25 protein-coding genes are annotated in these 25,975 nt (G+C 74.6%); 10 read left to right on the top strand and 15 right to left on the bottom strand.

Annotated elements, in window-relative coordinates:
• From E0W78_RS06400 to E0W78_RS06375, 6 genes are read right to left on the bottom strand one after another with little or no spacing between them, the layout of a single operon-like run.
• Entirely contained in the window at positions 1-1,152 is a 1,152-nt protein-coding gene (locus E0W78_RS06400; RefSeq protein WP_131403021.1) for an acyl-CoA dehydrogenase family protein, read from the bottom strand.
• A complete protein-coding gene (locus E0W78_RS06395) occupies positions 1,149-2,915 on the bottom strand; it encodes an acyclic terpene utilization AtuA family protein (RefSeq protein WP_131403020.1) in 1,767 nt (588 codons plus the stop codon). The genes E0W78_RS06400 and E0W78_RS06395 overlap by 4 nt, the downstream gene beginning before the upstream one ends.
• Positions 2,912-3,706, bottom strand: a complete 795-nt coding sequence (locus E0W78_RS06390) for a TIGR03084 family metal-binding protein (protein WP_131403019.1) — start codon at positions 3,704-3,706, stop codon at positions 2,912-2,914. The genes E0W78_RS06395 and E0W78_RS06390 overlap by 4 nt, the downstream gene beginning before the upstream one ends.
• Entirely contained in the window at positions 3,703-4,317 is a 615-nt protein-coding gene (locus tag E0W78_RS06385) for a TetR/AcrR family transcriptional regulator (protein ID WP_242686255.1), read from the bottom strand. Before E0W78_RS06385 ends, E0W78_RS06390 begins: the two co-directional genes overlap by 4 nt.
• Before the next feature lie 53 nt (positions 4,318-4,370).
• Positions 4,371-4,979, bottom strand: coding sequence for an HAD-IA family hydrolase (locus E0W78_RS06380; RefSeq protein ID WP_131403018.1), 609 nt, complete (start codon positions 4,977-4,979; stop codon positions 4,371-4,373).
• Positions 4,980-5,013: 34 nt separating this feature from the next.
• On the bottom strand, positions 5,014-5,481 hold the full coding sequence (locus E0W78_RS06375; RefSeq protein ID WP_131403017.1) for a helix-turn-helix domain-containing protein: 468 nt from the start codon (positions 5,479-5,481) through the stop codon (positions 5,014-5,016).
• 51 nt (positions 5,482-5,532) lie between these two features.
• Between E0W78_RS06375 and E0W78_RS06370 the strand changes: the two genes are divergently transcribed.
• A complete protein-coding gene (locus E0W78_RS06370) occupies positions 5,533-6,021 on the top strand; it encodes a PaaI family thioesterase (protein WP_131403016.1) in 489 nt (162 codons plus the stop codon).
• On the opposite strand, the gene E0W78_RS06365 is transcribed toward E0W78_RS06370, so the two are convergent.
• Together E0W78_RS06365 and E0W78_RS06360 are read right to left on the bottom strand one after the other, a co-directional pair.
• Positions 6,018-6,605 (bottom strand): hypothetical protein, encoded by a 588-nt coding sequence (locus E0W78_RS06365; protein WP_131403015.1) that lies wholly within the window; start codon positions 6,603-6,605, stop codon positions 6,018-6,020. The two genes, E0W78_RS06370 and E0W78_RS06365, sit on opposite strands and share 4 nt — an antisense overlap.
• On the bottom strand, positions 6,595-6,867 hold the full coding sequence (locus E0W78_RS06360) for a hypothetical protein (protein WP_131403014.1): 273 nt from the start codon (positions 6,865-6,867) through the stop codon (positions 6,595-6,597). The genes E0W78_RS06365 and E0W78_RS06360 overlap by 11 nt, the downstream gene beginning before the upstream one ends.
• Positions 6,868-7,012: 145 nt before the next feature.
• On the opposite strand from E0W78_RS06360, the gene E0W78_RS06355 reads away from it, so the two are divergent.
• Together E0W78_RS06355 and pxpB are read left to right on the top strand one after the other, a co-directional pair.
• Positions 7,013-7,774 (top strand): 5-oxoprolinase subunit PxpA, encoded by a 762-nt coding sequence (locus tag E0W78_RS06355; protein WP_131403013.1) that lies wholly within the window; start codon positions 7,013-7,015, stop codon positions 7,772-7,774.
• Positions 7,771-9,321: a 5-oxoprolinase subunit PxpB gene (gene pxpB, locus E0W78_RS16840; protein WP_131403012.1), complete on the top strand. Its 1,551-nt coding sequence runs from the start codon at positions 7,771-7,773 to the stop codon at positions 9,319-9,321. Before E0W78_RS06355 ends, pxpB begins: the two co-directional genes overlap by 4 nt.
• Here the strand turns inward: pxpB and E0W78_RS06345 are convergent.
• On the bottom strand, positions 9,290-10,486 hold the full coding sequence (locus E0W78_RS06345) for an MFS transporter (RefSeq protein ID WP_207392666.1): 1,197 nt from the start codon (positions 10,484-10,486) through the stop codon (positions 9,290-9,292). The genes pxpB and E0W78_RS06345 overlap by 32 nt on opposite strands.
• Before the next feature lie 29 nt (positions 10,487-10,515).
• On the opposite strand from E0W78_RS06345, the gene E0W78_RS06340 reads away from it, so the two are divergent.
• The 4 genes from E0W78_RS06340 to E0W78_RS06325 all read left to right on the top strand — a co-directional run bounded on the left by E0W78_RS06340 (position 10,516) and on the right by E0W78_RS06325 (position 15,150).
• Positions 10,516-11,274: a DeoR/GlpR family DNA-binding transcription regulator gene (locus E0W78_RS06340; RefSeq protein ID WP_131403011.1), complete on the top strand. Its 759-nt coding sequence runs from the start codon at positions 10,516-10,518 to the stop codon at positions 11,272-11,274.
• A gap of 62 nt (positions 11,275-11,336) precedes the next feature.
• Positions 11,337-12,659 (top strand): ATP-dependent 6-phosphofructokinase, encoded by a 1,323-nt coding sequence (locus E0W78_RS06335; RefSeq protein ID WP_131403010.1) that lies wholly within the window; start codon positions 11,337-11,339, stop codon positions 12,657-12,659.
• A gap of 80 nt (positions 12,660-12,739) precedes the next feature.
• Complete coding sequence (locus E0W78_RS06330) at positions 12,740-14,029, top strand: bifunctional o-acetylhomoserine/o-acetylserine sulfhydrylase (RefSeq protein WP_131403009.1); 1,290 nt, start codon at positions 12,740-12,742, stop codon at positions 14,027-14,029.
• A complete protein-coding gene (locus E0W78_RS06325; RefSeq protein WP_131403008.1) occupies positions 14,026-15,150 on the top strand; it encodes a homoserine O-acetyltransferase in 1,125 nt (374 codons plus the stop codon). Before E0W78_RS06330 ends, E0W78_RS06325 begins: the two co-directional genes overlap by 4 nt.
• Positions 15,151-15,210: 60 nt before the next feature.
• On the opposite strand, the gene E0W78_RS06320 is transcribed toward E0W78_RS06325, so the two are convergent.
• Complete coding sequence (locus tag E0W78_RS06320) at positions 15,211-16,389, bottom strand: ScyD/ScyE family protein (protein WP_165570421.1); 1,179 nt, start codon at positions 16,387-16,389, stop codon at positions 15,211-15,213.
• Positions 16,390-16,691: 302 nt separating this feature from the next.
• Here E0W78_RS06320 and E0W78_RS06315 point away from each other — a divergent pair, with 302 nt between their 5' ends.
• Positions 16,692-17,294 carry a class I SAM-dependent methyltransferase gene (locus tag E0W78_RS06315; RefSeq protein ID WP_131403006.1) on the top strand — a complete coding sequence of 201 codons (603 nt, stop codon included), beginning with the start codon at positions 16,692-16,694 and terminating at the stop codon, positions 17,292-17,294.
• Between the two features lie 13 nt (positions 17,295-17,307).
• Here the strand turns inward: E0W78_RS06315 and E0W78_RS06310 are convergent, their stop codons facing one another.
• The 3 genes from E0W78_RS06310 to E0W78_RS06300 are packed head-to-tail and all read right to left on the bottom strand — an operon-like array spanning position 17,308 to position 19,513.
• Positions 17,308-18,066, bottom strand: coding sequence for an SDR family oxidoreductase (locus E0W78_RS06310; protein WP_131403005.1), 759 nt, complete (start codon positions 18,064-18,066; stop codon positions 17,308-17,310).
• An 8-nt stretch (positions 18,067-18,074) separates the two neighbouring features.
• Positions 18,075-18,719, bottom strand: coding sequence for a histidine phosphatase family protein (locus tag E0W78_RS16725; RefSeq protein ID WP_131403004.1), 645 nt, complete (start codon positions 18,717-18,719; stop codon positions 18,075-18,077).
• Positions 18,719-19,513: an SDR family NAD(P)-dependent oxidoreductase gene (locus tag E0W78_RS06300; RefSeq protein WP_131403003.1), complete on the bottom strand. Its 795-nt coding sequence runs from the start codon at positions 19,511-19,513 to the stop codon at positions 18,719-18,721. Before E0W78_RS06300 ends, E0W78_RS16725 begins: the two co-directional genes overlap by 1 nt.
• A 94-nt stretch (positions 19,514-19,607) precedes the next feature.
• Between E0W78_RS06300 and E0W78_RS06295 the strand changes: the two genes are divergently transcribed.
• Positions 19,608-20,399: a hypothetical protein gene (locus E0W78_RS06295; RefSeq protein ID WP_207392665.1), complete on the top strand. Its 792-nt coding sequence runs from the start codon at positions 19,608-19,610 to the stop codon at positions 20,397-20,399.
• A 154-nt stretch (positions 20,400-20,553) separates the two neighbouring features.
• On the opposite strand, the gene E0W78_RS06290 is transcribed toward E0W78_RS06295, so the two are convergent.
• Positions 20,554-21,582: an adenosine deaminase gene (locus tag E0W78_RS06290; RefSeq protein ID WP_131403002.1), complete on the bottom strand. Its 1,029-nt coding sequence runs from the start codon at positions 21,580-21,582 to the stop codon at positions 20,554-20,556.
• A 186-nt stretch (positions 21,583-21,768) separates the two neighbouring features.
• Between E0W78_RS06290 and E0W78_RS06285 the strand changes: the two genes are divergently transcribed.
• A complete protein-coding gene (locus E0W78_RS06285; protein ID WP_131403001.1) occupies positions 21,769-24,414 on the top strand; it encodes a LuxR C-terminal-related transcriptional regulator in 2,646 nt (881 codons plus the stop codon).
• Here E0W78_RS06285 and E0W78_RS06280 read toward each other — a convergent pair.
• Positions 24,398-25,672, bottom strand: coding sequence for a glycosyltransferase family 2 protein (locus E0W78_RS06280; protein WP_131403000.1), 1,275 nt, complete (start codon positions 25,670-25,672; stop codon positions 24,398-24,400). The two genes, E0W78_RS06285 and E0W78_RS06280, sit on opposite strands and share 17 nt — an antisense overlap.
• Positions 25,673-25,975: the final 303 nt, after the last annotated feature.

Raw genomic sequence — 25,975 nt, 5'->3', positions numbered from 1 at the left:
TCAGTACCCCAGCAGCTTCGCCGAGAGGTCCTTCATGACCTCGGTCGCGCCGCCACCGATGCCCAGGATCCGCGCGTCGCGGTAGTGCCGGTCGACCTCGCTGTCGCGCATGTAGCCGGCGCCGCCGTGGATCTGCACCGCCTGGCTGACGACCCACTCGCACGCCTCGACCGCGACGTTCTTGGCCGTCGACGCGACGAGCGACATCTGCAGGTCGTCCTTCTCGCCGCTCACCTGGGCGTCGACCGCCTGCCGGGTGACCGCCCGGGCCGCCTCGACCTTCTGGTGCATCTCGACCAGGCGGTGGCGCACGGCCTGGCGCTTGATGAGCGGACGCCCGAAGGTCTCGCGCGTGCGGGCGTACTCGACGGCCAGGTCGAGCGCGCGCTGCGCGGTGGCGTAGCCCTGCGTGGCCAGGCTGAGCCGCTCGACGACGAACTGCTGCATGACGTAGACGAACCCGGCGTTCTCCTCGCCGACCAGCCGGTCCTGCGGCACCCGCACCCCGCTGAACGCGAGCTCGGCGGTGTCGGAGCAGTGCCAGCCCATCTTGGCGAGCGGGCCGGTGACGTCGAAGCCGTCCAGGCCCTTGTCGATCACGACGAGGCTGATGCCGCCCCAGCCGTCGTCACCGGTGCGCACCGCGGTGGTGACGAAGTCCGAGCGGACGCCGGAGGTGATGAACGTCTTCGCGCCGTCGACGACGTAGTCGGCGCCGTCCTTGCGCGCCCGGGTGCGCAGGTTCGCGACGTCCGAGCCGCCGTCGGGCTCGGTGACGCCCAGCGAGCCGATCTTCTCGCCGGCCAGCGTCGGGCGGACGTACTCGTCGATCAGGTCGGGGCTGCCGTTCGCGACGATGTGCGGCAGCGCGATGCCGTGGGTGAACAGCGAAGCGATCAGCCCGCTGGAGCCACCGGACTCGATGATCGTCTCGGTGACGATGGTCGTGTCGACCAGGTCGCCGCCGCTGCCGCCGACCTCCTCGGGGAAGCCGACGCCCATGAGGCCGGCCTTGGCCGCCGTCAGGTGCAGCTCGCGCGGCAGGCGTCCCTCGTCCTCCCACTGGCGCAGGTTCGGGACGATCTCCTTGTGCGTGAAGTCGCGCACCATGTCGCGCAGCGCGGTGCGCTCCGGCGTGGTCCAGGGGTTCATCGCTCTCCTTCGACGAGCAGGTGGGCCGGCACAGCGGCGACGCGGGCGCGCAGCCACTCGCCCAGGCCCTTGGCCTGGGGGTCGAGCCGGGTCGACGCGGCGACGCCGTCGCCGAGCAGTCCGGGCAGGACGACGTTGACCGCGCGCGGCCCCGGCAGCGGCTGGACCTCGACGGCCAGCCCCTCGGCCTCGGGCAGCAGGGTGCGGACGCGGTCGGGGGTCAGCCACGCCACGAGCCAGGCGTAGGCCTCGTCGCGGCGCGGGTGGGTGCTGGGGACCCAGACGCCGACGTTGGCATCGCCGCCCTTGTCACCCGAGCGGGCGTGCAGCAGCCGCCCCAGCGGGACGTCGACGGTGGGCCCTTCGACCCCGCTCCCCGAGCCGACCCCGCTCCCCGAGCCTGTCGAGGGGATCCCTTCGACAGGCTCAGGGATCGGACGCTCGAGCGGCTCGGTGCGGGCGGGCGGGTCGATCTCGACCGTCTCCCCGCTGGCCAGGACGACCCGGTGCGGCACCTCGGTCTGCGGCACGTACGCGGCGCGGTAGACACCGAACGGCGCGCCCTTCGCCGGCGGCGCGGTGACCGCGAAGCCCGGGTAGGACGCGAGCGCGAGCTCGACGACCGCCGAGCTGAACGCGCGGCCGACCGGGTCGGGACTCGGGTCCTTGACGGCGCAGCGCAGCCGGGACGTGGCGGCGGCCTGGGTGAGCGGGTCGCCCTCGGCCGCGCGCTCGAGGTGCCACTCGACGACCTGTGGACGCGGGTCGAGCGCCGCCTCCACCTGGGCGCGCACCCAGTCGACCTTGGCGTCGACGTCGAGCCCGGTGACGAGCAGCTCGACCCCGTTGCGGAAGCCGCCGAGCTCGTTGAGGCAGACCTTCGCGTCCGGTGGCGGCAGCGACCCGCGCGCCCCCGAGACGCGCACGCGGTCGGGGCCGTCCGGCTCGACCGACAGCCCGCCGAGGTCGGTGACGACGTCGGGCCCGGCGTACCGCGGCCCCTGGATCTCGTACACGAGCTGGGCGGTGACGGTGTCGACGGTGACCGCGCCGCCGGTGCCGGCGTGCTTGGTGATGACACACGAGCCGTCGGCGGCGACCTCGGCCAGCGGGAACCCGAGCGGACGCGTGAGGTCCAGACCGGTGAAGCCGCTGAAGTTGCCGCCGGTCGCCTGGGTGCCGCACTCGACGACGTGCCCGGCCACGACGGCGCCGGCCAGGGCGTCGAGGTCGTCCCGGCCCCAGCCGTGGTGCGCGATGGCCGGCCCGACGACCACGGAGGCGTCGGTGACCCGGCCGGTGACCACGACGTCCGCGCCGAGGCGCAGCGCCTCGGCGATGCCGAACGCGCCCAGGTAGGCGTTGGCGGTCAGCACGCCGGGGAAGCCGAGCTCGTCGGCGCGCGGCAGCAGGTCGTCGCCCTCGACGTGGGCGATCGTGACGTCCAGGCCCTGCTCGGCGGCGACGGCCCGCAGCGCGTCCGCGAGGCCGGCCGGGTTGAGCCCGCCGGCGTTGCTGACGATGCGGACACCGCGCTCCTTCGCCAGCGCCAGCGTGTCGCGCATCTGGGCGACGAAGGTCTTGGCGTAGCCGAGCGCCGGGTCCTTCATGCGGTCGCGGCCGAGGATCAGCATCGTCAGCTCGGCCAGCCAGTCGCCAGTCAGGTAGTCCAGCTCGCCGCCCTCGAGCATCTCGCGGACCGCGGAGAGCCGGTCGCCGTAGAAGCCCGACGCGTTGCCGATGCGGACGGGTCCACTGCTCATGAGCGTCCTCGCGGCTTCGGGTCGTTGCCGGGCTGGCCGGCGAACGCCTGGACGATCGTCAGCCACTGCTCGGCCTCAGGCCCGTGGGCGCGCACCTTCACGTCGTCGACGTGGCGGCGCCGGGTGGCCAGCAGGGCGAAGTCGTAGGCGTCGCCGGTGACCCGCTCGCTCGCCCAGGCCGGACCCCACGTCCAGGTGTCACCCGAGGGCCCGCGCAGCTCCAGCCGCACCTCCTGCTCGGGCAGCGGCAGCCCGCGGACCCCGTGCGCGAACGCACGGGTGCGGTAGCCGAGGTGGACGACGTGCCGGACGCTGTCGCGCCGCGGGTACGGGCGGCCGAGCGCCTCGGCGACGTCGTGCGCGTGGGCCCAGGTCTCCATGAAGCGGGCGGTCGCCATGGACGCCGGGCTCATCGGCGGGCCGAACCACGGCACCTTCGTCCCGTCCGGGACGCCGCGCAGCGCGGACGCGAGCATGCCCCGGCCCTGGCGCCAGCGCTGGAGCAGGTCGGACGGCTCGAGCGCGGCCAGCCGCTCGGCCTCGCGGTCGACGAAGCCGTCCCCCTCGGCCGCGGCGGTGCGCAGCGACCGGCCGAACGCGTCGGGGTCGATGATCGCGTCGAGCGAGGCGAGGTCGGTCCAGTAGAGGTGCGCGACCTGGTGCGCGACCGTCCAGCCCTCCGGCGTGGTGACGGTCGCCCAGCCGTCAGCGTCCAGGTCGGAGACCCAGCCGTCGAGCAGCGCGCTCTCCTCGGCCAGGTCCGTCAGGACGCCGTCCAGCGTCGCCTTCACTTCGCCCGCTCCAGCCGGGCGTCGAGGGTGTCGGCCCAGGCGTCGAGGATGACCGCGCGACGCTTGGAGTCGTCGTTGAGCGTCTCGGCCAGGCCGAGCCCGCGGAGCAGGTCCATCGTGGCCTGCACGTGCACCCGGTTGTCGCCGACGGCGTCGTCGACGCCGAGCAGCTGGCAGGCGTAGGCGTGGGTCTCGCGGCCGATGCGGCGCTCCAGCGGTGCGACGGAGGACCGTAGCTCGTCGTCGGTGCGCGCGGCGACCCACAGCTCGAGCGCGGCGGTGAAGACCACGGACGTGAAGTGCTCGCTGAGGATCTCCAGCACCGCCCGGGTGCGCCCCTCGGCCGGCAGGTCGTCGGCGGCCCGGGTCATCTCGTCGCGCCGGCGGTCGGTGAGGTGCTCGACGGAGGCCAGCACGAGGTCGAGCTTGGCCGGGAAATGGTGCAGCTGCGCGCCCCGCGAGACGCCGGCGCGGCGCGAGACGACGGTGGTCGTGGTGCGGGCCCAGCCGAGGTCGGCCAGGCACTCGATGGTCGCCTCCATGAGCCGCTCGCGCATGGCCCGGCTGCGCTCGGCCTGCGGCGTGCGCACGCGGACGGTCGATGTGGTCACGGCCACACCGTGGCACGTCCGTCAACAAACAGTCAACCCTGCTTGTTACTTCCTCAGAGCAGGCGGAGGACGTCCCGCGGTTCCGTCAGTGCGTGGTCGAACGGCTCGTCGGGGTCGTAGAGGTGCCCCCAGGACGCGGCCGCGGCGACCGCCCCGGCGGCGCGCGCCGCCTGCATGTCGGTGGGCGCGTCACCGACGTAGACCACGTGGCCGGGGCCGGCCCCGAGTCGCCGGGCGGCCTCCACGACGCCGTCGGGCGCGGGCTTCGGACGCCCCACGTCGTCGCCACCCACGAGCACGTCCACCGTCAGGCCGGCGGCGTCCAGCAGCGTCCGGGCCGCCCGGGTGCTGGCGCCGGTGAACACCGCGACCTGGCGCCCCTGCGACCGCAGGGATTCCAGCGTCTCGGCGATCCCCGGGTACGGCGCGACCTGCGCGTCGCGCAGCCGCCCGTAGTACGCCTCAGCCTCGCCCTCGTCCAGGTCGCGGCCGAGGAAGTGCGCCAGCAGGACCTCGGGGACGCCCAGCGAGTACGCGGCCACGACGTCGTCGCGGGCGACCCGCGGCCCGCCGAGCTCGGCGATGGCGCCCACGAAGGCGTCCGGCACCACCCGAGTCGAGTCCAGCAGCGTCCCGTCCATGTCCCACACCACGTGCTTCATCCCCCGACCGTAGGGGCGGACCCGGCGGACCGCCTCAGCGCGGGCGGGCCCCGGGACCGGGCTCGAGGCGCGTCTCGCGAGCGTCCTCGACGACGTGGCCGTCGGCGCAGACCAGGCGGGACCGGACGGGCGCACCGCACTCGTGGCGGACGACCGCGGGCGGTCCGTCCGCACCGCCCAGGTGGCGGTCGCCCCAGTCCAGGAAGGCGACGAGCACCGGGACGAGCTCGAGGCCGGCGTCCGTCAGGCGGTACTCGGCGCGAGGGCGCTGGCCGTCCTCGCGGTACTCGACCCGCTCCAGCACGCCGGCGTCGACGAGCGCGGCCAGCCGGCGGCGCAGCACGTCCCGCGAGACGCCGAGGTGGTCGGCCAGCGCGTCGAAGCGCCGGACCCCGTTGAGCACGTCGCGGACGACGAGGACGCTCCAGCGGTCGCCGAGCAAGCCGGTGGCGCGGGCGATCGAGCAGGTGGCGGAGTCGAGCTCGGCGAACGTCGCGGTCATGGTCGCTCCTGGCTGGGTACGGATTGCGTACCCAGATGCTACCGTCCCGGCATGAGCGAGAAGAGCAGGACGATCACCTGGACCGATCCCCTCCCGCAGGCCGCGGCCGCGCGGACGATGAGCGGCGTCGACTACCTGCGCGCGATCCTCAAGGGCGAGATCCCCGGCGCGCCGATCGCGGCCCACCTGGGCATGGGCTTCGTGTCGGTCGAGCCCGGCGACGTCGTGTTCACCGCGGTGCCGGACGAGTCGCACTACAACCCGATCGGCTCGGTGCACGGCGGCTTCTACGCCACCCTGCTCGACTCGGTCTGCGGCTGCGCGGTGCACTCGACGCTGCCGGCCGGCCAGGCGTACACGTCGCTCGAGATCAAGGTCAGCTTCCTGCGCCCGATCACCGTCGACACCGGGCCGGTCACCGCGCACGGCTGGGTGACGAAGCCCGGCTCGCGGGCGGCGTTCGCCGAGGGCGACATCCGCGACGCGGGCGGACGCCTGCTCGCCACCGCGTCCAGCGCCTGCGCCGTCTTCCCGGTCTAGGAGCCCAGCCGCGACACCGCGACGCGTCCCGCGACACGGACGGCGGCCATGCCCAGCACCCCGCAGGCCGTCATGACCGCGAGGGCGAAGACGACGCCGCCGGCCCCGCCGTCGAGGCCTGCGCTCAGCACCGAGACGGCGAGCGCCAGCACGAGTCCGGCGCCGAGCGCCAGGTCGGCCCGGCGGTCGTGGTCGTCCTCGTGCAGGACGCGTCCGCGGTCGTCGACCAGCAGCCGCCTCCGGACGAGCCGGCTGGAGCCGGCGTCCACCCAGTGCCGGGCACCGCGCGGCGCGGGCGGAAGGCCGCGACGCTGACGGGTGCTCGTCGTGGGTCGCCCGGTCGCCGGGCCCTTCGCGTCCTCGGACAGGGCCTCGAGGGCCGCTACGACGATGCGCACGACGAGCGGCATGAGCAGCACGTAGGCCGCGTAGAGCGCCAGCACCGAGCCGGCCAGGAGCAGGACCGGGCGCCATCCGCCCGGGGCCTGCGCTCCGAGCCAGAACAGCCCGGCCGCGAGCAGAGCGGCCACCGGAGCCTGCGCCCAGTAGCCGGGGCCGAGGCGGCCGTTCCAGTCAGCCGACACGGTGCTCGGTGAGGTCTCTCTGCTCGCGGTGGATGTGCGCCTGGGCGAGGCCCAGGACCACCGCACCGACCGAGCCGAGGACCAGCCCGAGGGCGAGGCCACCCCAGCCGAGCAGCATGTCGGCCTGTCGCGAGGAGGTGCCCTCCTCGTCGACCCGGTAGCCCGTCGCCACCAGGTCCAGCGCGGCCCACAGCAGCACGCCGGCCGCGAACGCGACCAGGGCCGTGCCGATCACCAGGAGCCTCGTTCCGCGTCGTGTCATGCGGCGAAGCGTCCCACGAGCGGCGCGCGCGAGCGGTGAGTCCTGGTCACTTTCCTGCGCGAGAGTGACCACAACTCACCGCCACCACGGCCGGAGTGACGCTGACTCACCGCCCCGTAGGGACAGGACGGGCCAGACTGGGGGCATGGACCCGCACATCGACCTGAACAGCGACGTCGGCGAGTCGTTCGGCCGCTGGGAGCTGGGCGACGACGAGGCGATGCTGCGGCTCGTCACCAGCGCCAACGTGGCCTGCGGCTTCCACGCCGGCGACCCGGCGACGCTCGCCCGGACGCTGCGCTGGGCCGCCGCCCACGACGTCCGGGTCGGCGCCCAGGTCTCCTACCGCGACCTGGCCGGCTTCGGCCGCCGCTTCGTCGACGCGAGCCGCGACGACCTCACGCACGACGTCGTCTACCAGCTCGGCGCCCTCGCCGGCATGGCCCGCGCGGCCGGCACCCGGCTGTCGTACGTGAAGCCCCACGGCGCGCTCTACAACACCGCCGTCCACCACGACGAGCACGCGCTGGCCGTCGTGGACGCCGTCGAGTCGTTCGACGACTCGCTCGCGGTGCTCGGCCTGCCCGGTTCGGCGCTGCTGCGGCACGCCGAGTCGCGCGGGCTGCGCGTCGTCTCCGAGGCGTTCGCCGACCGCGCCTACACCGCGCACGGCACGCTCGTGCCGCGACCCGAGCCGGGGGCGGTGCTGCACGACGTCGACGAGGTCGCCGCCCGGGTCGTCCGGCTCGCCACCGAGCACGCGGTCGAGGCGGTGGACGGCAGCGTCGTCGAGGTCGACGCCGACTCGGTCTGCGTCCACGGCGACACCCCCGGCGCGGTCGCCATGGCCCGCGCGGTGCGCGACGCCCTCGGCGCGGCCGGTGTCGCGGTGCGCCCCTTCGCATGAGGACGGTCGGCGAGCGGGCCGTGCTGCTGGAGGCGGCCGGCACCGACGAGGTCGTCGGGCTCGCCGCCGCGGTGCGCGCCGCCCGGCTCGACGGCGTCGTGGACGTGGTGCCCGGTGCCCGCACCGTGCTCGTCGTCGCGCGTTCCGCGGGCGAGCTGGACGACGTCCGGCACGCGCTCGCCGGCCTGAGCCCGCTCCCGGCCGACGAGCAGCCGGGCGAGCTCGTCGAGGTGCCGGTGCGGTACGACGGGCCCGACCTGGACGAGGTCGCGCAGCTCACCGGGCTGACGCCGGACGAGGTCGTGGCCGCGCACACCGGGACGCCGTGGACCGTCGCCTTCGGCGGGTTCGCGCCGGGGTTCGCCTACCTCTCCGGCGGCGACCCGCGGCTGGACGTGCCGCGCCGGGCCGAGCCGCGGGCCCGCGTGCCGGCGGGCTCCGTCGGCCTCGCCGGCGACCTGAGCGGCGTCTACCCGCGCGAGTCCCCCGGCGGCTGGCAGCTGCTCGGCCGCACGGACCTGTCGCTGTGGGACCTGCACCGCGACCCGCCCGCGCTGCTGCGGCCCGGCGTCCGGGTGCGGTTCGTGGCGGTGGACGCCCCCTCGACAAGCTCTCCTTCGACAGGCTCCCCTTCGACAAGCTCAGGAACCGGGACCGGGAGCGGAGCCGGGGTCCGCGTCGTCGCGCCCGGACCACTGACCACGGTGCAGGACGAGGGCCGGCCCGGCCTGGCGTCCCTCGGGGTCGGCCCGTCCGGTGCCGCCGACCGGGCGGCCCACGCCCTGGCCAACCGGCTGCTCGCGAACCCGCGCGGCGCCGCGACGCTCGAGGTGACCCTGGGCGGCCTGCGGCTGCGCGCCGAGGACCGCGACCTGCTCCTCGTGGTCACCGGGGCCGACCTCGACGTCCGGGTGGACGGTCGCGGCCAGGGCACCAACGCGCCGTTCCGCCTCCAGGCCGGCGACGAGCTCGCCCTCGGCTCCGCCCGGGCCGGCCTGCGCGCCTACGTCGGGGTGCGCGGCGGCTGGGCCGTGCCGGACGTCCTCGGCTCGCGGTCGCGCGACGTGCTCGCCGGCCTGGGGCCCGATCCGCTGACGGCCGGCTCCCGGCTCGGCGTGGGACCCGCGCCCGACGACGTCCCCACCGTCGACGTGGCGCCCATGCCCGCGCCACCGACCGGCGTTGTCGTGCTCGACCTCGTCCCGGGCCCGCGCGACGACTGGCTCGCCGACGCGTCCGCGCTGGTGTCGACGCCGTGGGAGGTCGACCCGCGCTCGGACCGCGTCGGCGTCCGGCTGCGATCCGAGACCGGCGGCACGTCCCCGGTCGCCCACGCCGAGCCCGGACGCCAGCTGCCGAGCGAGGGCCTCGTGCGCGGCGCCCTGCAGGTGCCACCGGGCGGCGATCCGGTCGTCATGCTCGCCGACCATCCGGTGACCGGCGGCTACCCCGTCGCGGGCGTCCTCACCGAGGCGGCGGCCGACCGGGCCGCCCAGCTGCGGCCGGGCCAGCCGGTCAGGCTGCGCTGGGCGCCGGGCGCGCGCTGAGCGAGCCGCGAAGGCGGTGGGCCAGCACCGCGGCCACCAGCCCACCCACGAGCGGCAGCAGCATCGCGGTGCGCAGGTCGACGGCGTCGGAGAACGCGCCGACCACGGGCGACGTGAGCAGGAATCCCAGGCGCATCAGCCAGCCGAGCAGGGCGATGCCCGTGCCGGCCGGCAGCCCGGGCACGCCGTCGGCGGCGGCGAAGGCGGCCGGGACGAGGGTCGCGCAGCCGAAGCCCATGAGCGCGAACCCCGCCATGGTCACGGGGTACGGGGCGCCGAGCACGACCGGCACCATGCCGGCCGCGACGACCAGTCCCCCCGTCCGGGCGACCGCGGCCCGTCCCCAGCGGTCGGTCATCGGGTCGCCGACGAGCCGGCCGACGAACTGCGACACGAGCACGACCGTGAGGCCCAGCCCGGCGACGCCGACCGGCGCGGACGTCTCGGTGCCCAGGAACAGCACCACCCAGTTGTTCGCGACGTCCTCGACGAGCGTGCCGCAGATCGCCAGCAGCACGAGCGGCGCGAGCAGCACCCAGGCGTGGCTGCGCGGCCGCGCCTCGGTGACGTCGGACGTCTCCTCGACCGGGTGCAGGTGCTCGTCCGGGACGGCCGAGATCGCCGACGCGACGAGGGCCACGAGCGACCAGACGACGCCGTTGACCACCATCTGCGTGCCGACCGGGACGTCCTGGGCCGCGGCCCAGGCCCCGATGACGCCGCCGGTCGCGGCGCCCAGGCTCCAGACCGCGTGGAAGGAGTTGATCGCCGAGCGGCCGAGCCAGCGCTCGACCGCGACGCCGTGCACGTTCTGCGCCGCGTCGACCACGGCGTCCAGCGCGCCGGCCACGAACAGCGCGGCGAAGAACAGCCAGGCGACGTCGCTGAGCCCGGCGGTCGCGGTGCCCGCCGCGAGCAGCACCGAGCCGACCGCCGTCACGGTGCGCGTGCCGAAGGCGCGCACCGCCTTGCCGGCCAGCGCGGCCGACACGATCGCGCCGAGCGGGAACGCCACCACGGTGAGCCCGAACCCGGTGTTGCTCAGGTCCAGCGCGTCCTTGATCTCGGGGTAGCGCGGCAGCAGCGCCGAGAGCAGGACGCCGTTGGTGAAGAACATCAGCGAGACGCCGAGCCGGGCGCGGCCGGGGGTGCGGGTGGGAGTCACCCGCGCACGGTAGGTGGTTGGATGATCACGTGCAACGATCGGAACGGCAGAAAGCGATCATCCAGGCGGTCTCCACCGGCGGGACGCTCGGCGTGGACGACCTGCGCCGGCTCACCGGGGCCTCGGCCGTCACGGTCCGCCGCGACCTGGCCGAGCTCGCCGCCGCGGGAGCCGTCACCCGCACCCACGGCGGCGTCCGCCGCGCGGCCAAGCGCGGGGCGCAGATGCCGTTCGGGTCGCGGTTCGAGGCCGACCTCGAGCTCAAGTCGCGGCTCGGCGCCGCGGCCGCGGCCCTCGTCGAGGACGACGAGTCGCTCGTGCTCGACAACGGCACCACCTGCCTGGCCGTGGCGCAGGCCCTGGCCGGACGTCCGGTCACCGTGCTCGCCCTGTCGCTGCACGGCGCCGCCGCGCTGGCCGCCCGCCCCGGCGTGAGCGTGGTCGTGCCCGGCGGCCCGGTCGAGACGGACTCGCTCGCCCTCGTGGGCTCCGACGCCGTCGACGCCGTGCGTGCGGTGCGGGTCGACGTCGCCGTGCTCGGTGCCTGCTCGGCCTCGGTCACCGACGGCCTGACGTCCACCACGCCCGAGGACGCGGCGATCAAGCGCGCCTGCCTGGAGGCGGCCCGCCGCCGCGTGCTCGTCGCCACGCCGGACAAGCTCGGCCGCTCGTCGACCTTCCGCTTCGGCGCTCCGTCGGACCTCACCCACCTGGTCACCACCGCCGACGCGCCCGCCGAGGCCCTGGCCGGCTTCCGCGCCGCCGGGGTCGAGGTCGTCCTGGCCTGAGCCGCCCCGCCGAACCGCTGGGAGCGCGCCCACCGGCCGGCCCGGCTCGATAGGGTTGCGGCATGGTCACCCTCGCCGATCTGCAGGTCACGACGCTCGGGGAGCCGACCATCCCCTCCCCGCTCGCCGAGTACGTCGGCGGACGCGCCACCAACGAGTACTACGTCGGCGAGGACGACCGCGTCCTGTTCGACGACACCATCTCGCTGGTCAAGGCCCGCGGCCTGCCGCTGGACGAGCTGCCGACCTTCGAGGCCGGCGGCGCCCGCGACCGCATCTACTTCGACCCGGAGACCACGCGCGCGGGCATCGTCACCTGCGGCGGCCTGTGCCCCGGGCTCAACGACGTCATCCGCGCCATCGTGTTCGAGCTGTACGAGCACTACGGCGTCACCGACGTGCTGGGCTTCCGCAACGGCTACGCCGGCCTCGTGCCCGAGTGCGACCTCGAGCCGGTCGTGCTGACGCCGGAGTCGGTGGCCAACATCCACGAGCGCGGCGGCACCGTGCTGGGCAGCTCGCGCGGCGCCCAGGAGGTCGACGTCGTCGTGGACGAGCTCGAGGCGCGCGGGGTCAACCTGTTCTTCGTCATCGGCGGCGACGGCTCCATGCGCGGCGCGCACAAGATCGCCCAGGAGTGCCTGCGCCGGGGCAACGACATCGCCGTCGTCGGCGTCCCCAAGACGATCGACAACGACATCCCGCACATCGGCCAGAGCTTCGGCTTCCAGACCGCGTTCTCGCGGGCCGCGGAGTCGATCAAGGCGGCCAAGGTCGAGGCCGAGGCGGCGCTCGGCGGCGTCGGCATCGTCAAGGTCATGGGCCGCCACGCCGGCTTCATCGCCTGCTACTCCGCGATCGCCGGCCACGACGCCGACTTCGTGCTCATCCCCGAGGTGCCCTTCGACCTGGACGGCGAGAACGGGCTGCTGGCCCACCTGCACCGCCGGGTCGTCGAGCGCGGCCACGCGGTCATCGTCGTCGCGGAGGGCGCCGGCCAGCAGCACTGCGAGGCCAGCGGCGCCACCGACCCGTCGGGCAACGCGGTGCTCGGCGACATCGGCCACCTGCTGCGCGAGCGCATCCGGGCCGACTTCGGCGACCGCGGCGAGCCGGTGAACGTCCGCTACTTCGATCCCGGCTACCTGATCCGCTCGGTGCCGGCCGACCCGGTCGACTCGGTCTACTGCGCGCGCCTGGCCCAGATCGCGGTGCACGCGGCGATGTCCGGGCGCACCGACATGGTGGTCGGACGCCGCCGCCACCGGTTCGTCAACGTGCCGATCGCCTACGTGACGCACCGCCCGCACAGCGTCTCGCCCGACGGCGACCTGTGGCTCAGCGTGCTCGAGTCGACCTCGCAGCCGCACGCCATGCGCGCCTAGCTCGTCCGCATCGCAAGACGCTCGTCCACCCCTCGTCGCCCGTGCGACGGTGAGGGTCCGAGCGCTTCCGAGGAGGACCCATGAGCGAGAACTGGTCGTTCGAGACCAAGCAGATCCACGCCGGCCAGACGCCCGACCCGACCACGGGCGCCCGGGCGCTGCCGATCTACCAGACGACGTCGTACGCGTTCCGCGACACCCAGCACGCCGCCGACCTGTTCGGCCTGGCCGAGCCGGGCAACATCTACACGCGCATCATGAACCCGACCCAGGACGTCGTGGAGCAGCGGATCGCCGCGCTCGAGGGCGGCGTGGGTGCGCTGCTCGTGGCCTCGGGCCAGGCGGCCACCACCGGCGCGCTGACCAACGTCGCCGAGGCCGGCGACCACGTCGTGGCGTCCGCCAGCCTCTACGGCGGCACCGACAGCCTGCTGCGTCACACGTTCCCGAAGCTGGGGATCAACGTCACCTTCGTCCTCGACCCCGCCAACCCGGACGAGTGGCGCGCCGCGGTCCAGGACAACACGAAGGCGTTCTTCGGCGAGACGGTCGGCAACCCCAAGGGCGACATCCTCGACCTGGAGACGATCGCGACGGTCGCGCGGGAGGTCGGCGTGCCGTTCATCGTCGACAACACCGTCGCCACGCCCTACCTGCTGAACCCGCTGCAGCACGGCGCCGACACCGTCGTGCACTCGGCGACCAAGTACATCGGCGGCCACGGCACCGCGATCGGCGGCGTCGTCGTCGACGGCGGCACGTTCGACTACGCGGCCCACGGCGACAAGTTCCCCGGCTTCACCGAGCCCGACGCGAGCTACCACGGCCTGAAGTACGCCGAGGCGCTCGGGCCGGCGGCCTACCTGACCAAGCTGCGGGTGCAGTACCTGCGCAACGTCGGCCCGGCCATCGCCCCGTTCAACGCCTTCCTGCTCGCCCAGGGCCTGGAGACGCTCAGCCTGCGCATCGAGCGGCACGTCGAGAACGCGCAGACGGTGGCGCAGTGGCTCGAGGCGCGCGACGACGTCGCGTCCGTGGGCTACGCCGGCCTGGAGTCCAGCCCGTACCGCGCGCTCGCGCAGAAGTACCTGCCGAAGGGCGCCGGCGCGATCGTCACGTTCGAGCTGCCCGGCGGCCTCGAGGCGGGCAAGTCGTTCATCGACGCGCTCGAGCTGCACAGCCACGTGGCCAACATCGGCGACGTCCGCAGCCTGGCCATCCACCCCGCGTCCACCACGCACTCCCAGCTCACCGCCGAGGAGCAGGCCGGCTCGGGCGTGACGCCCGGACTCGTCCGGCTCGCCGTCGGCCTGGAGGGCGTCGACGACATCCTGGCCGACCTGGACGCCGGCTTCCGCGCCGCCAAGTGACCCGTCCCGACGACCGCCCTCGAGCCACCGGCGCGTGGCTCGAGGGCGATCCCGTCGGCCACCGGCGCTTCCACGACGTCGGCGACCTGGCCCTGGAGTCCGGCGCCGTGCTGCCCGGCGTCCGGCTGGCCCACGAGACCTGGGGGACGTTCGACGGCGGCAACGCCGTGCTGGTCGAGCACGCGCTGACCGGCGACAGCCACGTCACGGGCGCGGCCGGTCCCGGGCACCCGACACCCGGCTGGTGGGCGGACGTCGTCGGTCCCGGCCGGGCGATCGACACCGACCGCTGGTTCGTCGTCGCCCCGCACCACCTGGGCGGCTGCCAGGGATCGACCGGGCCGTCGTCGCTCCACCCCGACGGCGGGCGCTGGGGCAGCCGGTTCCCGCACGTCACCATCCGCGACCAGGTCGCCGCCGAGCTGAGCCTCGCCGACGCCCTCGGGATCGAGCGCTGGCACGCGGTCGTCGGCGGCTCGGCCGGCGGCATGCGCGCGCTGGAGTGGGCGGTCACCGTGCCCGAGCGGGTCGAGCGGCTGTTCCTGCTGGCCAGCTCGGCCGCCGCGTCGGCCGAGCAGGTCGCGCTGTCGACGATCCAGGTGGACGCGATCCGCTCCGACCCCCGGTTCCGCGGCGGCGACTACTACGACGCCGACGCGGGACCGAGCACCGGCCTGGACCTGGCCCGCCGGGTCGCGCACGTGGCCTACCGCAGCGAGGCCGAGCTGCAGCAACGGTTCGGACGCGCCGAGCAGGACGGCGTCCCGGTCACCGAGGGCGGACGCTGGGCGGTCGAGTCGTACCTGCAGCACCACGGCGCCAAGCTCGTCCGCCGCTTCGACGCCAACAGCTACGTCACGCTCACCCGGGCCATGGACAGCCACGACGTCGGCCGCGGGCGCGGCGGCCCGGCGGCGGCCCTGGGCCGGGTGCGGGCCCGGACGGTCGTCGCCGGCATCGACTCGGACCGGCTGTACCCGCTGCACCAGCAGCAGGAGCTGGCCGACGGCATCCCCGGCAGCGGCGACCTGCGCGTCGTCACCTCGCTGCACGGGCACGACGGGTTCCTGGTCGAGTCCGCCCAGGTCGGCGCCCTGGCCCGCGAGCTGCTCGGCTCCTGAGCGTGCGACAGGGCCGGCCCCCGGAGGAGCCGGCCCTGCCTGCGGTGCTGCGCGGACGTCCTAGCGGTGCGACCGGTGGCCCGAGAACGGGACCTTCACGATCTTGCCGGTCGGCGCCGGGCCCTGCGGCCCGAACGCGTCCGTCGTGGCGTACAGCGTGCTGGCGCCACGCCATCCCGGCACCCACTCGACCGCGGCCGGCGCGGTCAGCGGCAGCGCGGAGCGCGAGTAGCCCCACCCGTGGCGGTGCTTGCGCGGCGTGAGCAGCGTGACCTGGCCCTGTCCCTGCGCACCGCCGAACAGCTCGGCGACGGCCAGCTGGCCCTGCGGTCCGGCGGCCACGTCGACCGCACCGACGAACCCGTCGGCGACCGGCTTGAGGTGGCCCTTCCACGGCTTGAGCTCGAACAGCGCACCCCGAGCACCGAGGCTGGCGTCCTCGGGACCACCGGGCAGGGACGTGACGTAGAACTTCCCGTTCGGGCCCTCCTCGATGTCGGTCGGCACCGCCTCGAACCAGTACGGGTACCCGGCCGCGCAGGCGGGCAGGCCCTGGGCGGCGAGGATCTCCGGCGTGGCCTTGACCGGCTTGGCCGCCGGCAGCGCCGCGACGGTCGAGACGCGACCGCCGTGCTCGTCGACCCACAGGATCGCGTTGGCCGCCGCGTCAGCGACGAACACGCCTCCACGGGCGGGCAGCGTCGCGTACGGGTGGCTCTCGACGATGCCGGTGTACGTCGCCGGGTTGCCCGCCGGGAACTGCGCGAGGCAGGCCGGGTCCTTGAGCGTCCGGAAGCCGTACGTCGTCCGGCGGTCGGGGTTGCGGCGCTGCTCGTGGGCGAACAGGTCGCCCATCTTGCGCGGCGTCGTCTGTCCGTCGCGCAGCGACCACAGGACGGCCGAGGGGTTCTGCGGGTCCGAGCCGGTGGTCGTCAGGTAGGTCGTGCGACCGCGGCGCGACACCGAGCCGACCTCGTCGCCACCGCTGCTGAAGACGTTGGTCTTGGCGCCGGTGCGCGAGACGCGGGTCAGCAGCCCGGCGAAGTTCTGCGAGACGAAGGACGTCCCGTCGCGGTCGACGGCCAGCTTCAACGGCGTCAGCAGGCCGTCGGTGATCGTGGTGGGGGTGCCGGGACGGCCGGGGCCGCCGTGGGAGCCACCGGCGGCAGCGGGACTGGCGAGGCCGGCGGCCAGGGCCAGGGCCGCGCCGACGGCGAGGACGGAGGTGGAGCGTTTCACGATGGTTCTCCTTCGGGGGGGTCGGATGCCCCCGACCGGGCACGGGGGCCCCGGCCGGGGGCGAGCCCGACGAGGTTCCGGTGCCCGGCCGTCTCCCGACCGGTCCAGCAGGACCCCGGAGGGAGGCGACTCACCGACGTGGTCGAGCCTGCGCCGACCGTAGGACGCTCCGGACGTCCCGATTCCGCCGTGCGGAAAAGCCTGCGGGGACGCGCGGGAACGTGCGGGGACCGCAGCGCGGCGGCGGCCGGGTGCGGCCACGCCCTGGCGTGTCGCGCGCGAGCGTGCCTAGGTTGGAACGCATGACCTCGACGGCACGTCAGACCCTCGTGGACTCCCGCCCGCCGGCGGTCAGGTGGCGTGACGCACCCGATCCGCACCTCGTCGCGCAGCTCAGCGACGTGACCCCGGGCCGAGCCCTGGACGTCGGGTGCGGCGACGGTGCCGACGCCCGCTGGCTCGCCCGTCACGGCTGGCAGGTCGAGGGCCTCGACGCGTCCCCCGCCTCGCTCGAGCGGGCCGCCCGGCGCGTGCGCGAGACCGCACCCGAGCTCGAGCCGGCGATCACCTGGCGTCAGTCCGACGTCGTCGACGACCCGCCGGAGTCCGAGGGCTACGACCTGGTCGCGTGCCAGGTCGGCGACGTGCCGGCCGGGCGCCTGTCCCGCGTCGTCCGCGGCCTGGCCTCGGCGGTGCGCCGCACGGGCACCCTGCTCGTGGTCGGCCACGCCGAGCCCGGCGCGTCCGCGGCCAGCCCGGCCTCCGTCCCCACCGCCGACGAGGTCGCCGCGCTGCTGGACGGGTCCTGGCTCGTCGACGTCTGCGGCACGCGTCCGCGCACGGTCGCCGTCGACGGCGAGCCGGTCACGGTGCACGACACCGTGGTGCGCGCGACCCGGCTCTAGCGGCGGCTCACGCTCAGACCAGCTTGCGGACGACCCCGAGCGGGGCGTGCTTCATGACCGGCCCGATCGCCTTCCAGGGCCACGGCGGGACGCTCGCCTCGGCCGGCTCCTTCTGCATCGCCTTCACCAGGGCACGGCAGCCGGTCTCGGTGTCGACCATCATCCTGGCCTCCTGCTCGACGCCCTCGTTCATCTCCGAGGCGATGTAGCCGGGGTAGATCGTCGTGACCTTGATGTCGAGCCCGCGCCGTCCGATCAGGTCCGAGCGGATGCCCTCGGCCAGGTGCGCGACGCCGGCCTTCGTGGCGGCGTAGGTGGTCATGGACGACGGCATGCCGCGCATGGCCGACATCGACGAGATGACGACCAGGTGCCCGGCCTTGCGCTCGTAGAAGTGCTCCATGGCCGCCTCGCACTGGGCCAGCGCGGCGACGAAGTTGGTCATCGCGGTCTCGCGGTTGGCCGCGAACCGGCCGGTGCCGATCCGCCCGCCCTTGCCCAGGCCGGCGTTGACGACGACCCGGTCCAGGCCGCCGAGCTCGCCGACGGCCTCCTTCACGACGGCGAACACCTGGTCGTGGTCGTTGACGTCCAGCGCGTGGACGCTGACCCGGATGCCGGGGTGCGCGGCGAGCAGCTCGTCGCGGAGCGCCTCGAGCCGCTCGGTGCGGCGGGCGGCCAGCGCCAGGTGGTGGCCCTGCTCGGCCAGGACCCGGGCCATCCCGGCCCCGAGGCCCGAGCTGGCACCGGTGATGAGGACGTTGCGGCGCACGGTGGCTCCTATCGGTAGGTGACGTCGGAGGCGGGCAGGTGGCCGTGCTCGTTGAAGCTGATGAGCGTGCGGCCGGCCGAGCCCAGGACGATCTTGGTGGTGCTGGTGTTGACCATGGCCGCGTTGAGCCGCGACCACAGGTCAGGGCCGCCGCCGAGCAGGTGCGCGGCGACGACGGCGATCGGCCCTCCCGAGGTGAACACGACGCCGGTCCGGCCGCGGCCGACCGACGACGCGACGGCCTCGAACGCGGTGAGCACCCGCGCGCTGAAGTCGGTGAACGTCTCAGCGACGCCGGTCAGCTCGGCGCGCGTCCAGGCAGCGGTCGCCGCGACGAACGCCTTCTGGAAGCCCTTCGGGTCGTCGCGCGGCGTGCCGGGGGCGTAGGCGTCGACGAGCGGCTCGAAGTCCAGCTCGTCCCACCCGGCGTCCTGGTCGTAGCCGTCGACGTCGCCGAGCACGTCCAGCGACGCGATCGCGGTCTGGTGGTGGCGCTTGAGCGAGCCGACCATCGCCACGTCCGGGCTCCAGCCACCGGCCTCCCACGCGTACCCGAGGTTGAGCGACTGGCGCTCGCCCAAGGCGGTGAGCCGGTCGTAGTCGTCGGTGCCGAACGAGGCCTGGCCGTGGCGGACGAGCAGCAGCGTGCCCATCAGCGGCTCCGGCCGCGCAGCGTGCGCAGCACGAGCCGGTCGTAGAGCGGACGCGCGTGGCGCTTGAGCGCGTAGATGGCGCGGCCGTCGGCGTTGGGCACCACCAGGCGGCGGTCGTGGTCGACCCCGTCGAGCACCCGCTCGGCGACCTCGTCGGCGCCGACCTTGGCCCGCGAGATGAGCTTCTCGGCGGTCTGCTGGGCCTGCTCGTCCTTGCCGCGCAGCGAGGCGGCCAGGTTGGTGCGGAAGAACGTCGGGCACACGGCGGTGACGTGCACGCCGGCGTCGTGCAGCTCGAAGAACAGCGTCTCGCTGAGCGCGACCACACCGGCCTTCACCGCGTTGTACTCGCTCATCGTCGGCATGTGCACCAGGCCGGCGGCGGACGCGGTGTTCACCAGGTGGCCGGAGCCCTGCTCGACCATGAGCGGCGCGAACGCGCGGCAGCCGCGGACGACGCCGAGCAGGTTCACGTCGACGATCCACTGCCACTGGTCCATCTCGGTCAGCTCGATGCGCCCGCCCGCGGCGACACCGGCGTTGTTGAACAGGACGTCGAGGCGTCCCCACGTCTCCACGACGTGGTCGCGGGCGCCCGCCCAGTCGACGTCGCTGGTCACGTCGAGACGGCGGTAGGTCACGCGGTCGAGGCCGGCCAGGGAGTCGGGGAGGGTCTCGGCGACGTCGGTGGCGAGCACGTGGCACCCACGGTCGACCAGCTGGCGGACGAGGGCGAGACCGAGGCCCGAGGCGGCCCCGGTGACCAGGACGCGCGCGTCGGTGGGGATGGACATGCCGCGATGCTAGACGGTGGACGTCCCCGCGGTGCGCAACCGTTGTTGCGCAGATTTTGGCTTTTTCCGCCAAAATCCGGGAGAATCGTTGCCCGTGAATCGCCTCCCCCACCCCCGCGTGCCGCGCTCGCGCCGCGGCCGCCGCGTGCTCGTCGCCGCCACCGCGCTGCTGACCACCCTGGCCGTCGCCCTGGGCACGACCACCGCGCCGAGCTCCGCCAAGGCGTCCAAGTACCCCTGGCACACCAACATCACCGCCACGACCTTCTGGGTCGGCGAGATCTTCGACCCGTCCGCCTCGGACGGCTCGCAGCGCATCTCGGCCTACGACGACCGCTGGTACAAGCGCTTCGGCGGCTGCGACGGCGTCCGCAAGAACGGCGACTGCCGCACCGAGCGGCGCACCCGCAGCAACGGCTACTTCCCCCGGCACATGAAGCCGAAGGAGAACCCGTTCTACCTGGACCTGCCCTACGACGACGTCAACGTCACCAAGAACTTCCGCAGCCGCGGCAAGGTCGTGCCGTGGGCCAACCAGAGCGCCTACCGCGGCAAGGTCAAGAACCGCGCGTACAGCCTCATGAAGAACCGCTGGGTGGAGCTGCGCAAGGGCAACCGGCGCTGCTACGGACAGATCCAGGACGCCGGACCGGGCCAGTACAGCGACACCCGCTACGTCTTCGGCACCAAGAACCAGCGGCCCAAGAACAAGCGGTACGGCGGCGCCGGCATGGACGTGTCGCCCGCGCTCACCGGCTGCCTGGGCTTCGCCAGCACCAACGGCATCACCCGCGGCGTCCGCTGGCGGTTCGTCGACAGCCGGGACGTCCCCAAGGGTCCGTGGACCCGCATCGTGACCCGCTCGCGCGGCACGAACTGGGGCTGAGCCGACGGCCGGCCGGGGACGCCGGGGGGCGCCCCTAGCCGGCCGGGCTCGTCAGCCGGTCACGCAGGCGGTCGGCCAGGGCGCGGTCCTGCGGTCGTCGTCGTGGAACCCGGGGTCGTCGACCCGCCCGTGGAGCCAGGCGAGCACCGCCCCCTCAGGGCGCCGTCGAGCCGGACGCGTAGGCGTCGACCTCGGCGAGCAGGGACGCCTTGCCCGGCTCGTCCAGGAACGACTGGCGCACCGCCTGGCGGGCGAGCTCGGCGACGCCCGCCTCGTCCAGGCCCAGCAGGCCGGCCGCCACGACGTACTCGTCGGTGAGCGTCGTGCCGAACATCGGCGGGTCGTCCGAGGAGATGGAGAACTCCACCCCGGCGGCGGCGATGACCGGCAGCGGGTGCGCCTCCAGCGACGGCACCGAGCGGGTGCGGACGTTCGACGTCGGGCACACCTCCAGCGCGATGCCCCGCTCGGCCAGCACCGCCAGCAGCGCCGGGTCGTCGACGCTGCGGATGCCGTGCCCGACGCGCTCGGCGCCCAGGTGCTCGACCGCGTCCCACACCGACTGCGCGTCCGTCGACTCCCCCGAGTGCGGGACGCTGTGCAGCCCGGCCGCCCGCGCCTGCTCGAAGTGCGGGGCGAACTGGGGCCGCGGCACGCCGAGCTCGGGGCCGCCCAGGCCGAACGAGACGAGGCCGTCGGGGCGCAGCCGCAGCGCGGTGTCGAGCGTGACGTCGGCCGCCTCCAGCCCGGACTCGCCGGGGATGTCGAAGCACCAGCGCAGCGTGACGCCGAGGTCGCGCTCCGCCCTCAGCCGCGCGTCCTCCACGGCCTCGCAGTACGCCTCGGCCGCGATGCCGCGGACGATCGACGTGTACGGGGTGAGGGTCAGCTCGGCGTACCGCACCTGCTGGGCGGCCAGGTCCTGGGCGACCTCGTAGGTCAGCGTCCAGACGTCCTCGGGGGTGCGCACGAGGTCGACGACCGACAGGTAGACCTCGATGAAGTGGCCGAAGTCGGTGAACGTGAAGTAGTCCGCCAGCGCGTCGGGGTCGGCCGGGACCGGCGACGACCCCGCGTGGCGGCCGGCCAGCTCGGCGACCGTGCGGGGCGAGGCCGAGCCGACGTGGTGGACGTGGAGCTCGGCCTTGGGCAGGCCGGCGGCGAACGCGTGCAGGTCGCTCATGCGCCGGAGTCTGGCACGTGGGACCGGGCTAGGCACCCCGGGCCCTTTGCTGCCGAAACCGTTTTCCCGACCTGTGAACCGCGTTACATTGTCGTCGCCGAGCCCGGCGGCCCCCCGCCGCGACCCGAACCAGGAGCCACCGAACGACCCCACTCTGACGCCCCCCGACGCACTGCGGGAGAACGCATGCACACACCGGACGCCGCCCAGATCACCCAGACCGTCGCCGCGATGCTCGACGCCCCGGAGAGCGCGCTCGTCGTCGTGGGCGAGCCCGGCTCGGGCAAGTCGCACCTGCTGGACCGGCTGCGCTCCCATCCGAGCCTCCCGACCGTCGTCGTCCGGGCGAACCCGGCGGAGGCGGGGTTCCCGGTCTCGGGCGTCTCGGCCCTGCTGGCCGAGCTGCGCGGCGACCACCGCGGTGAGCTGGTGCGTCACCTGGACGTGCGCAGCGACGATCCCGTCGGCCTGTTCGCCGCCGGCCACGACCTGGTCACGCTGCTCGCCGGCATGCGGCTGTCGCCGACGCTGGTGCTGCTGGACGACGTCGACCTCATGGACGAGGTGAGCCAGAGCCTCCTGGGCACCGTCGCGAGCCGGCTGCCCGGCACCAACCTGCGCATGGTCATGACCACGACGACCCAGCCGGCCGGCGGCCCGTTCGCCGCCCTGCGCACCCTGACCCTGGCCCCGCTGAGCCGCAGCCGCAGCCACGAGCTCGTCCAGGGCCTGCTCGGCGACGCCGACCCTGCGCTCGTCCCGATCGTCGCGCACTTCGCCGGGGGCAACCCCAAGCTCCTGACCGAGCAGCTGAGCCTGCTGGGCTCGGACCAGCTCAACGGCAGCACCCGGCTCGCCCTGCCGCTCCGCCCGAGCCCGACCCTCGACGCGGTCGCCGAGCAGCGTCTGGACGGGCTGGAGCCGGCGCTGCGTCGTCCGCTCGCCGTCGCGTCCCTCGCTCCGCTCGCGCATCGCGAGGCGCTGCTCTCGCTCGACCCGAAGTGGAGCGGGGCCCTGGAGGACCTGGTCGACCTGGGCCTGCTGCGCGCGCTCGGCTCCCACGTCGTCGTCCAGGACCCGCGGGTGCGCACCCACCTGTACTGGAGCCAGTCCGGGCAGCGGCGGCGCTCGCTGCACGCCGCGCTCGCCGAGGCGGCCAAGGACGAGCCGCGCATCGCCGCGTGGCACCTCAGCTTCGTCGACGGGCTGCACCTGCACGCCACGTCCCTCGTCGAGGCCGCCGTCGACCTCGCCGAGGAGAGCTTCGTCTGGCCGGCCGTCGAGTACGCCGAGCGGGCCGCGGGCGTCCCGTCCGGCGCGCAGCACGGCGAGGCGCTCAGCCGGCTCGTCGTGCGGCTGCTCGAGCGGGGCGAGACGAGCCTGGCCGGGCGCTACGTGCGCGACATCGACCTCGCCCAGACCGGCGAGCCGCTCAACCTCATGGCGCTGCGGCTCACCATCGAGCTGCTCGACGTCCGCCGCACGAGCGACGAGATGGTCAACGCGCTCGTGGACGCCGAGGCCGTCGACGAGCCGGAGGCCGCCGTCGCGCTGCTGGAGCTCACCACGATGTCGCACGTCGAGCGCTGGCAGCCCGGCCCCGCCCGTGCCCAGCTGGAGCGGCTCGAGCAGCTCGGTGCCGCGCTCACCCCGGAGCGGGAGGCACAGGTGCGCCGGCTCGCCGACGTGCTGGACGCGCTGGAGGGCAAGGACCCCGCCCCGGGTCGCGACCCCGATGCCGAGGACCCGCGCTCGATGCCCCTGCCGCACCTCGTGCTCGCCGGCCGGGCGGCCACGCTGCGCCAGCAGCACGCCCTCGCCCGCCGGCTGTTCACCGTCGCGCTGACCCGCCGCCGGTCCGCGACCGCGGTGTGGGGCCAGCTGGCCCGCTACGGCCAGGTGCTCAACGAGACCCGGTCCGGCCACCTGCGGCGCGGCCGGGCGGCGATCGACGACTGGGAGGAGAACCGGCCCTGGACGTTCCACGGGCCGAGCGAGGAGGCGTACGTCCGCGCCTGGTACGCCTGGTCCGACGGGCGGCTCGACCGCGCCCGCGACCTGATCGCCGTCGGGCTCAGCCAGGCCCAGCGGCACTCCGCGCCGTCCGTCCACGCCCGTCTGCTGTCGCTGCTCGGCGCGACCCACGTGCTGGAGGAGGACTGGGACGCCGCGCTCGAGGTGCTGCGCCGCGCCCACGCCGAGGGCCTGGCCTTCCGCGACCCCGCGCTGCTGCGCCACGGCGCCGACTACGTCGAGACCTGCGTGCGCACCGGCCGGGCCGGCGAGGGCCGGTCGGTCCTGACCCTGCTCGAGCAGCGGGTCGGGCCGAACCCGTCGCCCTGGAGCCGCATCGCGCTCGCCCGCGCCCGCGGGCTGCTGCTGCCGGTGCCCGAGGCCGTCCCCTACCTGGCCAAGGTCGTCGCCGACGCCTCGCCCGACACCTCTCCCTACGAGCTCGGCCGCACCCTCACCGCCTACGCCGAACGGCTCGCCGAGGGCGGCGACGTCGACGAGGCCCGCCGCATCCGCATGCTGGCCGACGCGACGTTCGAGCGCAGCGGCGCCCACGCCTGGGCCGAGCGGCTCGCCGAGCAGCTCAAGCCGGTGGCGCGCGACCCGTACGTCGAGGCCGTCGCCGCGCTGTCGGAGGAGGAGCGGCACATCGTCCGGCTCGCCATGGCCGGGCGCCGCACCCGGGAGATCGCCGCCGACCTGCACCTGTCGGTGCGCTCGGTGGAGCTGCGGCTGACCCGCATCTACCGCACGATCGGCGTCGCCTCGCGGGCCCAGCTGGTGGCCGTGCTGGACGGCCGGCTCAGGACGACGGACTGACGACCGCGCGCCGCGCCGGGCTGCGCCAGACGCCCGACGAGCCGCCGCGCAGCGCCCGGGCCAGCGCCCGCAGGTTCACCCAGGCGTCGACGATGCGCAGCAGGACGAACGCGGGGGCCAGGAACAGGTAGCTCCAGCGCCGGGCCAGCAGGGCCGCGTACGCGGTGAGCAGCAGGTCGGGCAGGACGATGCCGGCGGCCAGCACGGTGCTCGGCACGAAGACGTCGACCGCCGTGGCCGCCCCGCCGACGTCCGCGCCCGTGCCGCTGAGCAGCGCCGCCACCGCACCGAGCGCCGCGGCCGGGAGCACGACGGTGAGCAGCAGGCTGCTCAGCACCACCTCGAGGCAGAACATCGCCAGGCTGGCCAGGAAGATGCCCGGGCGCAGGAGCGGGCGGTGGCGCAGCACGGTCTGCCAGAACCCCAGGCCCCACCGGCTCATCTGGCGCACGTAGTCGCCGAGCGTGTCGGGGTCCTGCGTGTACGCCTTCGCCGCACGGGGGTCGAAGGCGATGCGGCCGAGCTCCTTGGTGTGGATCTCGAAGGTCATGTTGTAGTCCTCGATCGCCAGGCCGGGGGCGGCGATGTCGACCTGGTCCAGGATCGAGGTGCGGTACATGCTGGCGAACCCCGGCACGATCGTGACGACGTTCGCCCGGGCGGCGGCCTGGCCGAACTTGTGCAGCGTCTGCACCGCCAGGTACATCCGCTCGCGGTGCGCCACCAGGACGCGTCCGGCCCGGGTCGGCGGCGGGGTGTCCTGCAGCGTGGTGGCCCGCCCGGCGACCGCCACGACCCCGGGCTCGAAGAGCGGGAGCCCGGTCTCCAGGTAGTCCGCCGCCGGACGGCTGTCGGCGTCCAGCAGCATGACCACCTCGAACCGGCTCGCGAGGTCGAAGTGCTCCAGGCCCGCGACGAGCGCGCCGGCCTTGCCGCGGTTCGGCCACAGGTCCAGGACGTTCGCGCCGTGCGCCCGCACGACGTCGACGGTCGTGTCGCTGGAGGCGTCGGAGACGACGAAGACCTGGTCGGCGCCGACCAGGTGCGCCGCCGCCTCGATGGTGCCGGTGATGACCGCCTCCTCGTCGTGCGCGGCGACCAGCACGGCCACGTCACGGGCGGTCAGCTCGCCGGCCCCCTCGTGCGCGAGGTGGCGTCCGCGGCCCGGCCGGACCAGCAGCCGGGCGAGGCCGACGCAGGCCCAGCACAGGGTCGTGAGGCCGAGCATCAGCGTCGCCGTCACCAGCAACCAGGTCATGGCGCGCTTCCTTCCGTGGGCGGGCTCCCACGCGCGACCCTGCCATTCCCAGGGCCGTTGCGACAAGACGTTTTGTCCGCCGGAATCCTGCGGGCTGTTGCGGGATGGTCCCGCACCCCGCAACGAGCCCGCAAGGGTCCCGTCGGACTAGTCCCGCAGCGTTCTCCGCAACGCGTTGCGAGACCCCGGAGCCCGGGAAAGCGTGAGGCCTGGGTCCGGCAGCTCACCCCCTGAAGCCCCGCCGCTCCCACCGCTCGCACCGCACGCCGAGTGCGAGGACGGTCCCCAGCAGAAGGAGCCCCT

This window comes from Aeromicrobium sp. IC_218 (assembly GCF_004336805.1).
Classification (GTDB): Bacteria; Actinomycetota; Actinomycetes; order Propionibacteriales; family Nocardioidaceae; genus Aeromicrobium.
This window is presented reverse-complemented; position numbering and strand designations above follow the sequence as displayed.

Coding starts and splice junctions, on each gene's coding strand:
- E0W78_RS06400 (WP_131403021.1), bottom strand. CDS start 1,152: ATGAACCCCTGGACCACGCCGGAGCGCACCGCGCTGCGCGACATGGTG.
- E0W78_RS06395 (WP_131403020.1), bottom strand. CDS start 2,915: ATGAGCAGTGGACCCGTCCGCATCGGCAACGCGTCGGGCTTCTACGGC.
- E0W78_RS06380 (WP_131403018.1), bottom strand. CDS start 4,979: ATGAAGCACGTGGTGTGGGACATGGACGGGACGCTGCTGGACTCGACT.
- E0W78_RS06375 (WP_131403017.1), bottom strand. CDS start 5,481: ATGACCGCGACGTTCGCCGAGCTCGACTCCGCCACCTGCTCGATCGCC.
- E0W78_RS06370 (WP_131403016.1), top strand. CDS start 5,533: ATGAGCGAGAAGAGCAGGACGATCACCTGGACCGATCCCCTCCCGCAG.
- E0W78_RS06360 (WP_131403014.1), bottom strand. CDS start 6,867: ATGACACGACGCGGAACGAGGCTCCTGGTGATCGGCACGGCCCTGGTC.
- E0W78_RS06355 (WP_131403013.1), top strand. CDS start 7,013: ATGGACCCGCACATCGACCTGAACAGCGACGTCGGCGAGTCGTTCGGC.
- pxpB (WP_131403012.1), top strand. CDS start 7,771: ATGAGGACGGTCGGCGAGCGGGCCGTGCTGCTGGAGGCGGCCGGCACC.
- E0W78_RS06335 (WP_131403010.1), top strand. CDS start 11,337: ATGGTCACCCTCGCCGATCTGCAGGTCACGACGCTCGGGGAGCCGACC.
- E0W78_RS06330 (WP_131403009.1), top strand. CDS start 12,740: ATGAGCGAGAACTGGTCGTTCGAGACCAAGCAGATCCACGCCGGCCAG.
- E0W78_RS06315 (WP_131403006.1), top strand. CDS start 16,692: ATGACCTCGACGGCACGTCAGACCCTCGTGGACTCCCGCCCGCCGGCG.
- E0W78_RS16725 (WP_131403004.1), bottom strand. CDS start 18,719: ATGGGCACGCTGCTGCTCGTCCGCCACGGCCAGGCCTCGTTCGGCACC.
- E0W78_RS06300 (WP_131403003.1), bottom strand. CDS start 19,513: ATGTCCATCCCCACCGACGCGCGCGTCCTGGTCACCGGGGCCGCCTCG.
- E0W78_RS06290 (WP_131403002.1), bottom strand. CDS start 21,582: ATGAGCGACCTGCACGCGTTCGCCGCCGGCCTGCCCAAGGCCGAGCTC.
- E0W78_RS06285 (WP_131403001.1), top strand. CDS start 21,769: ATGCACACACCGGACGCCGCCCAGATCACCCAGACCGTCGCCGCGATG.
- E0W78_RS06280 (WP_131403000.1), bottom strand. CDS start 25,672: ATGACCTGGTTGCTGGTGACGGCGACGCTGATGCTCGGCCTCACGACC.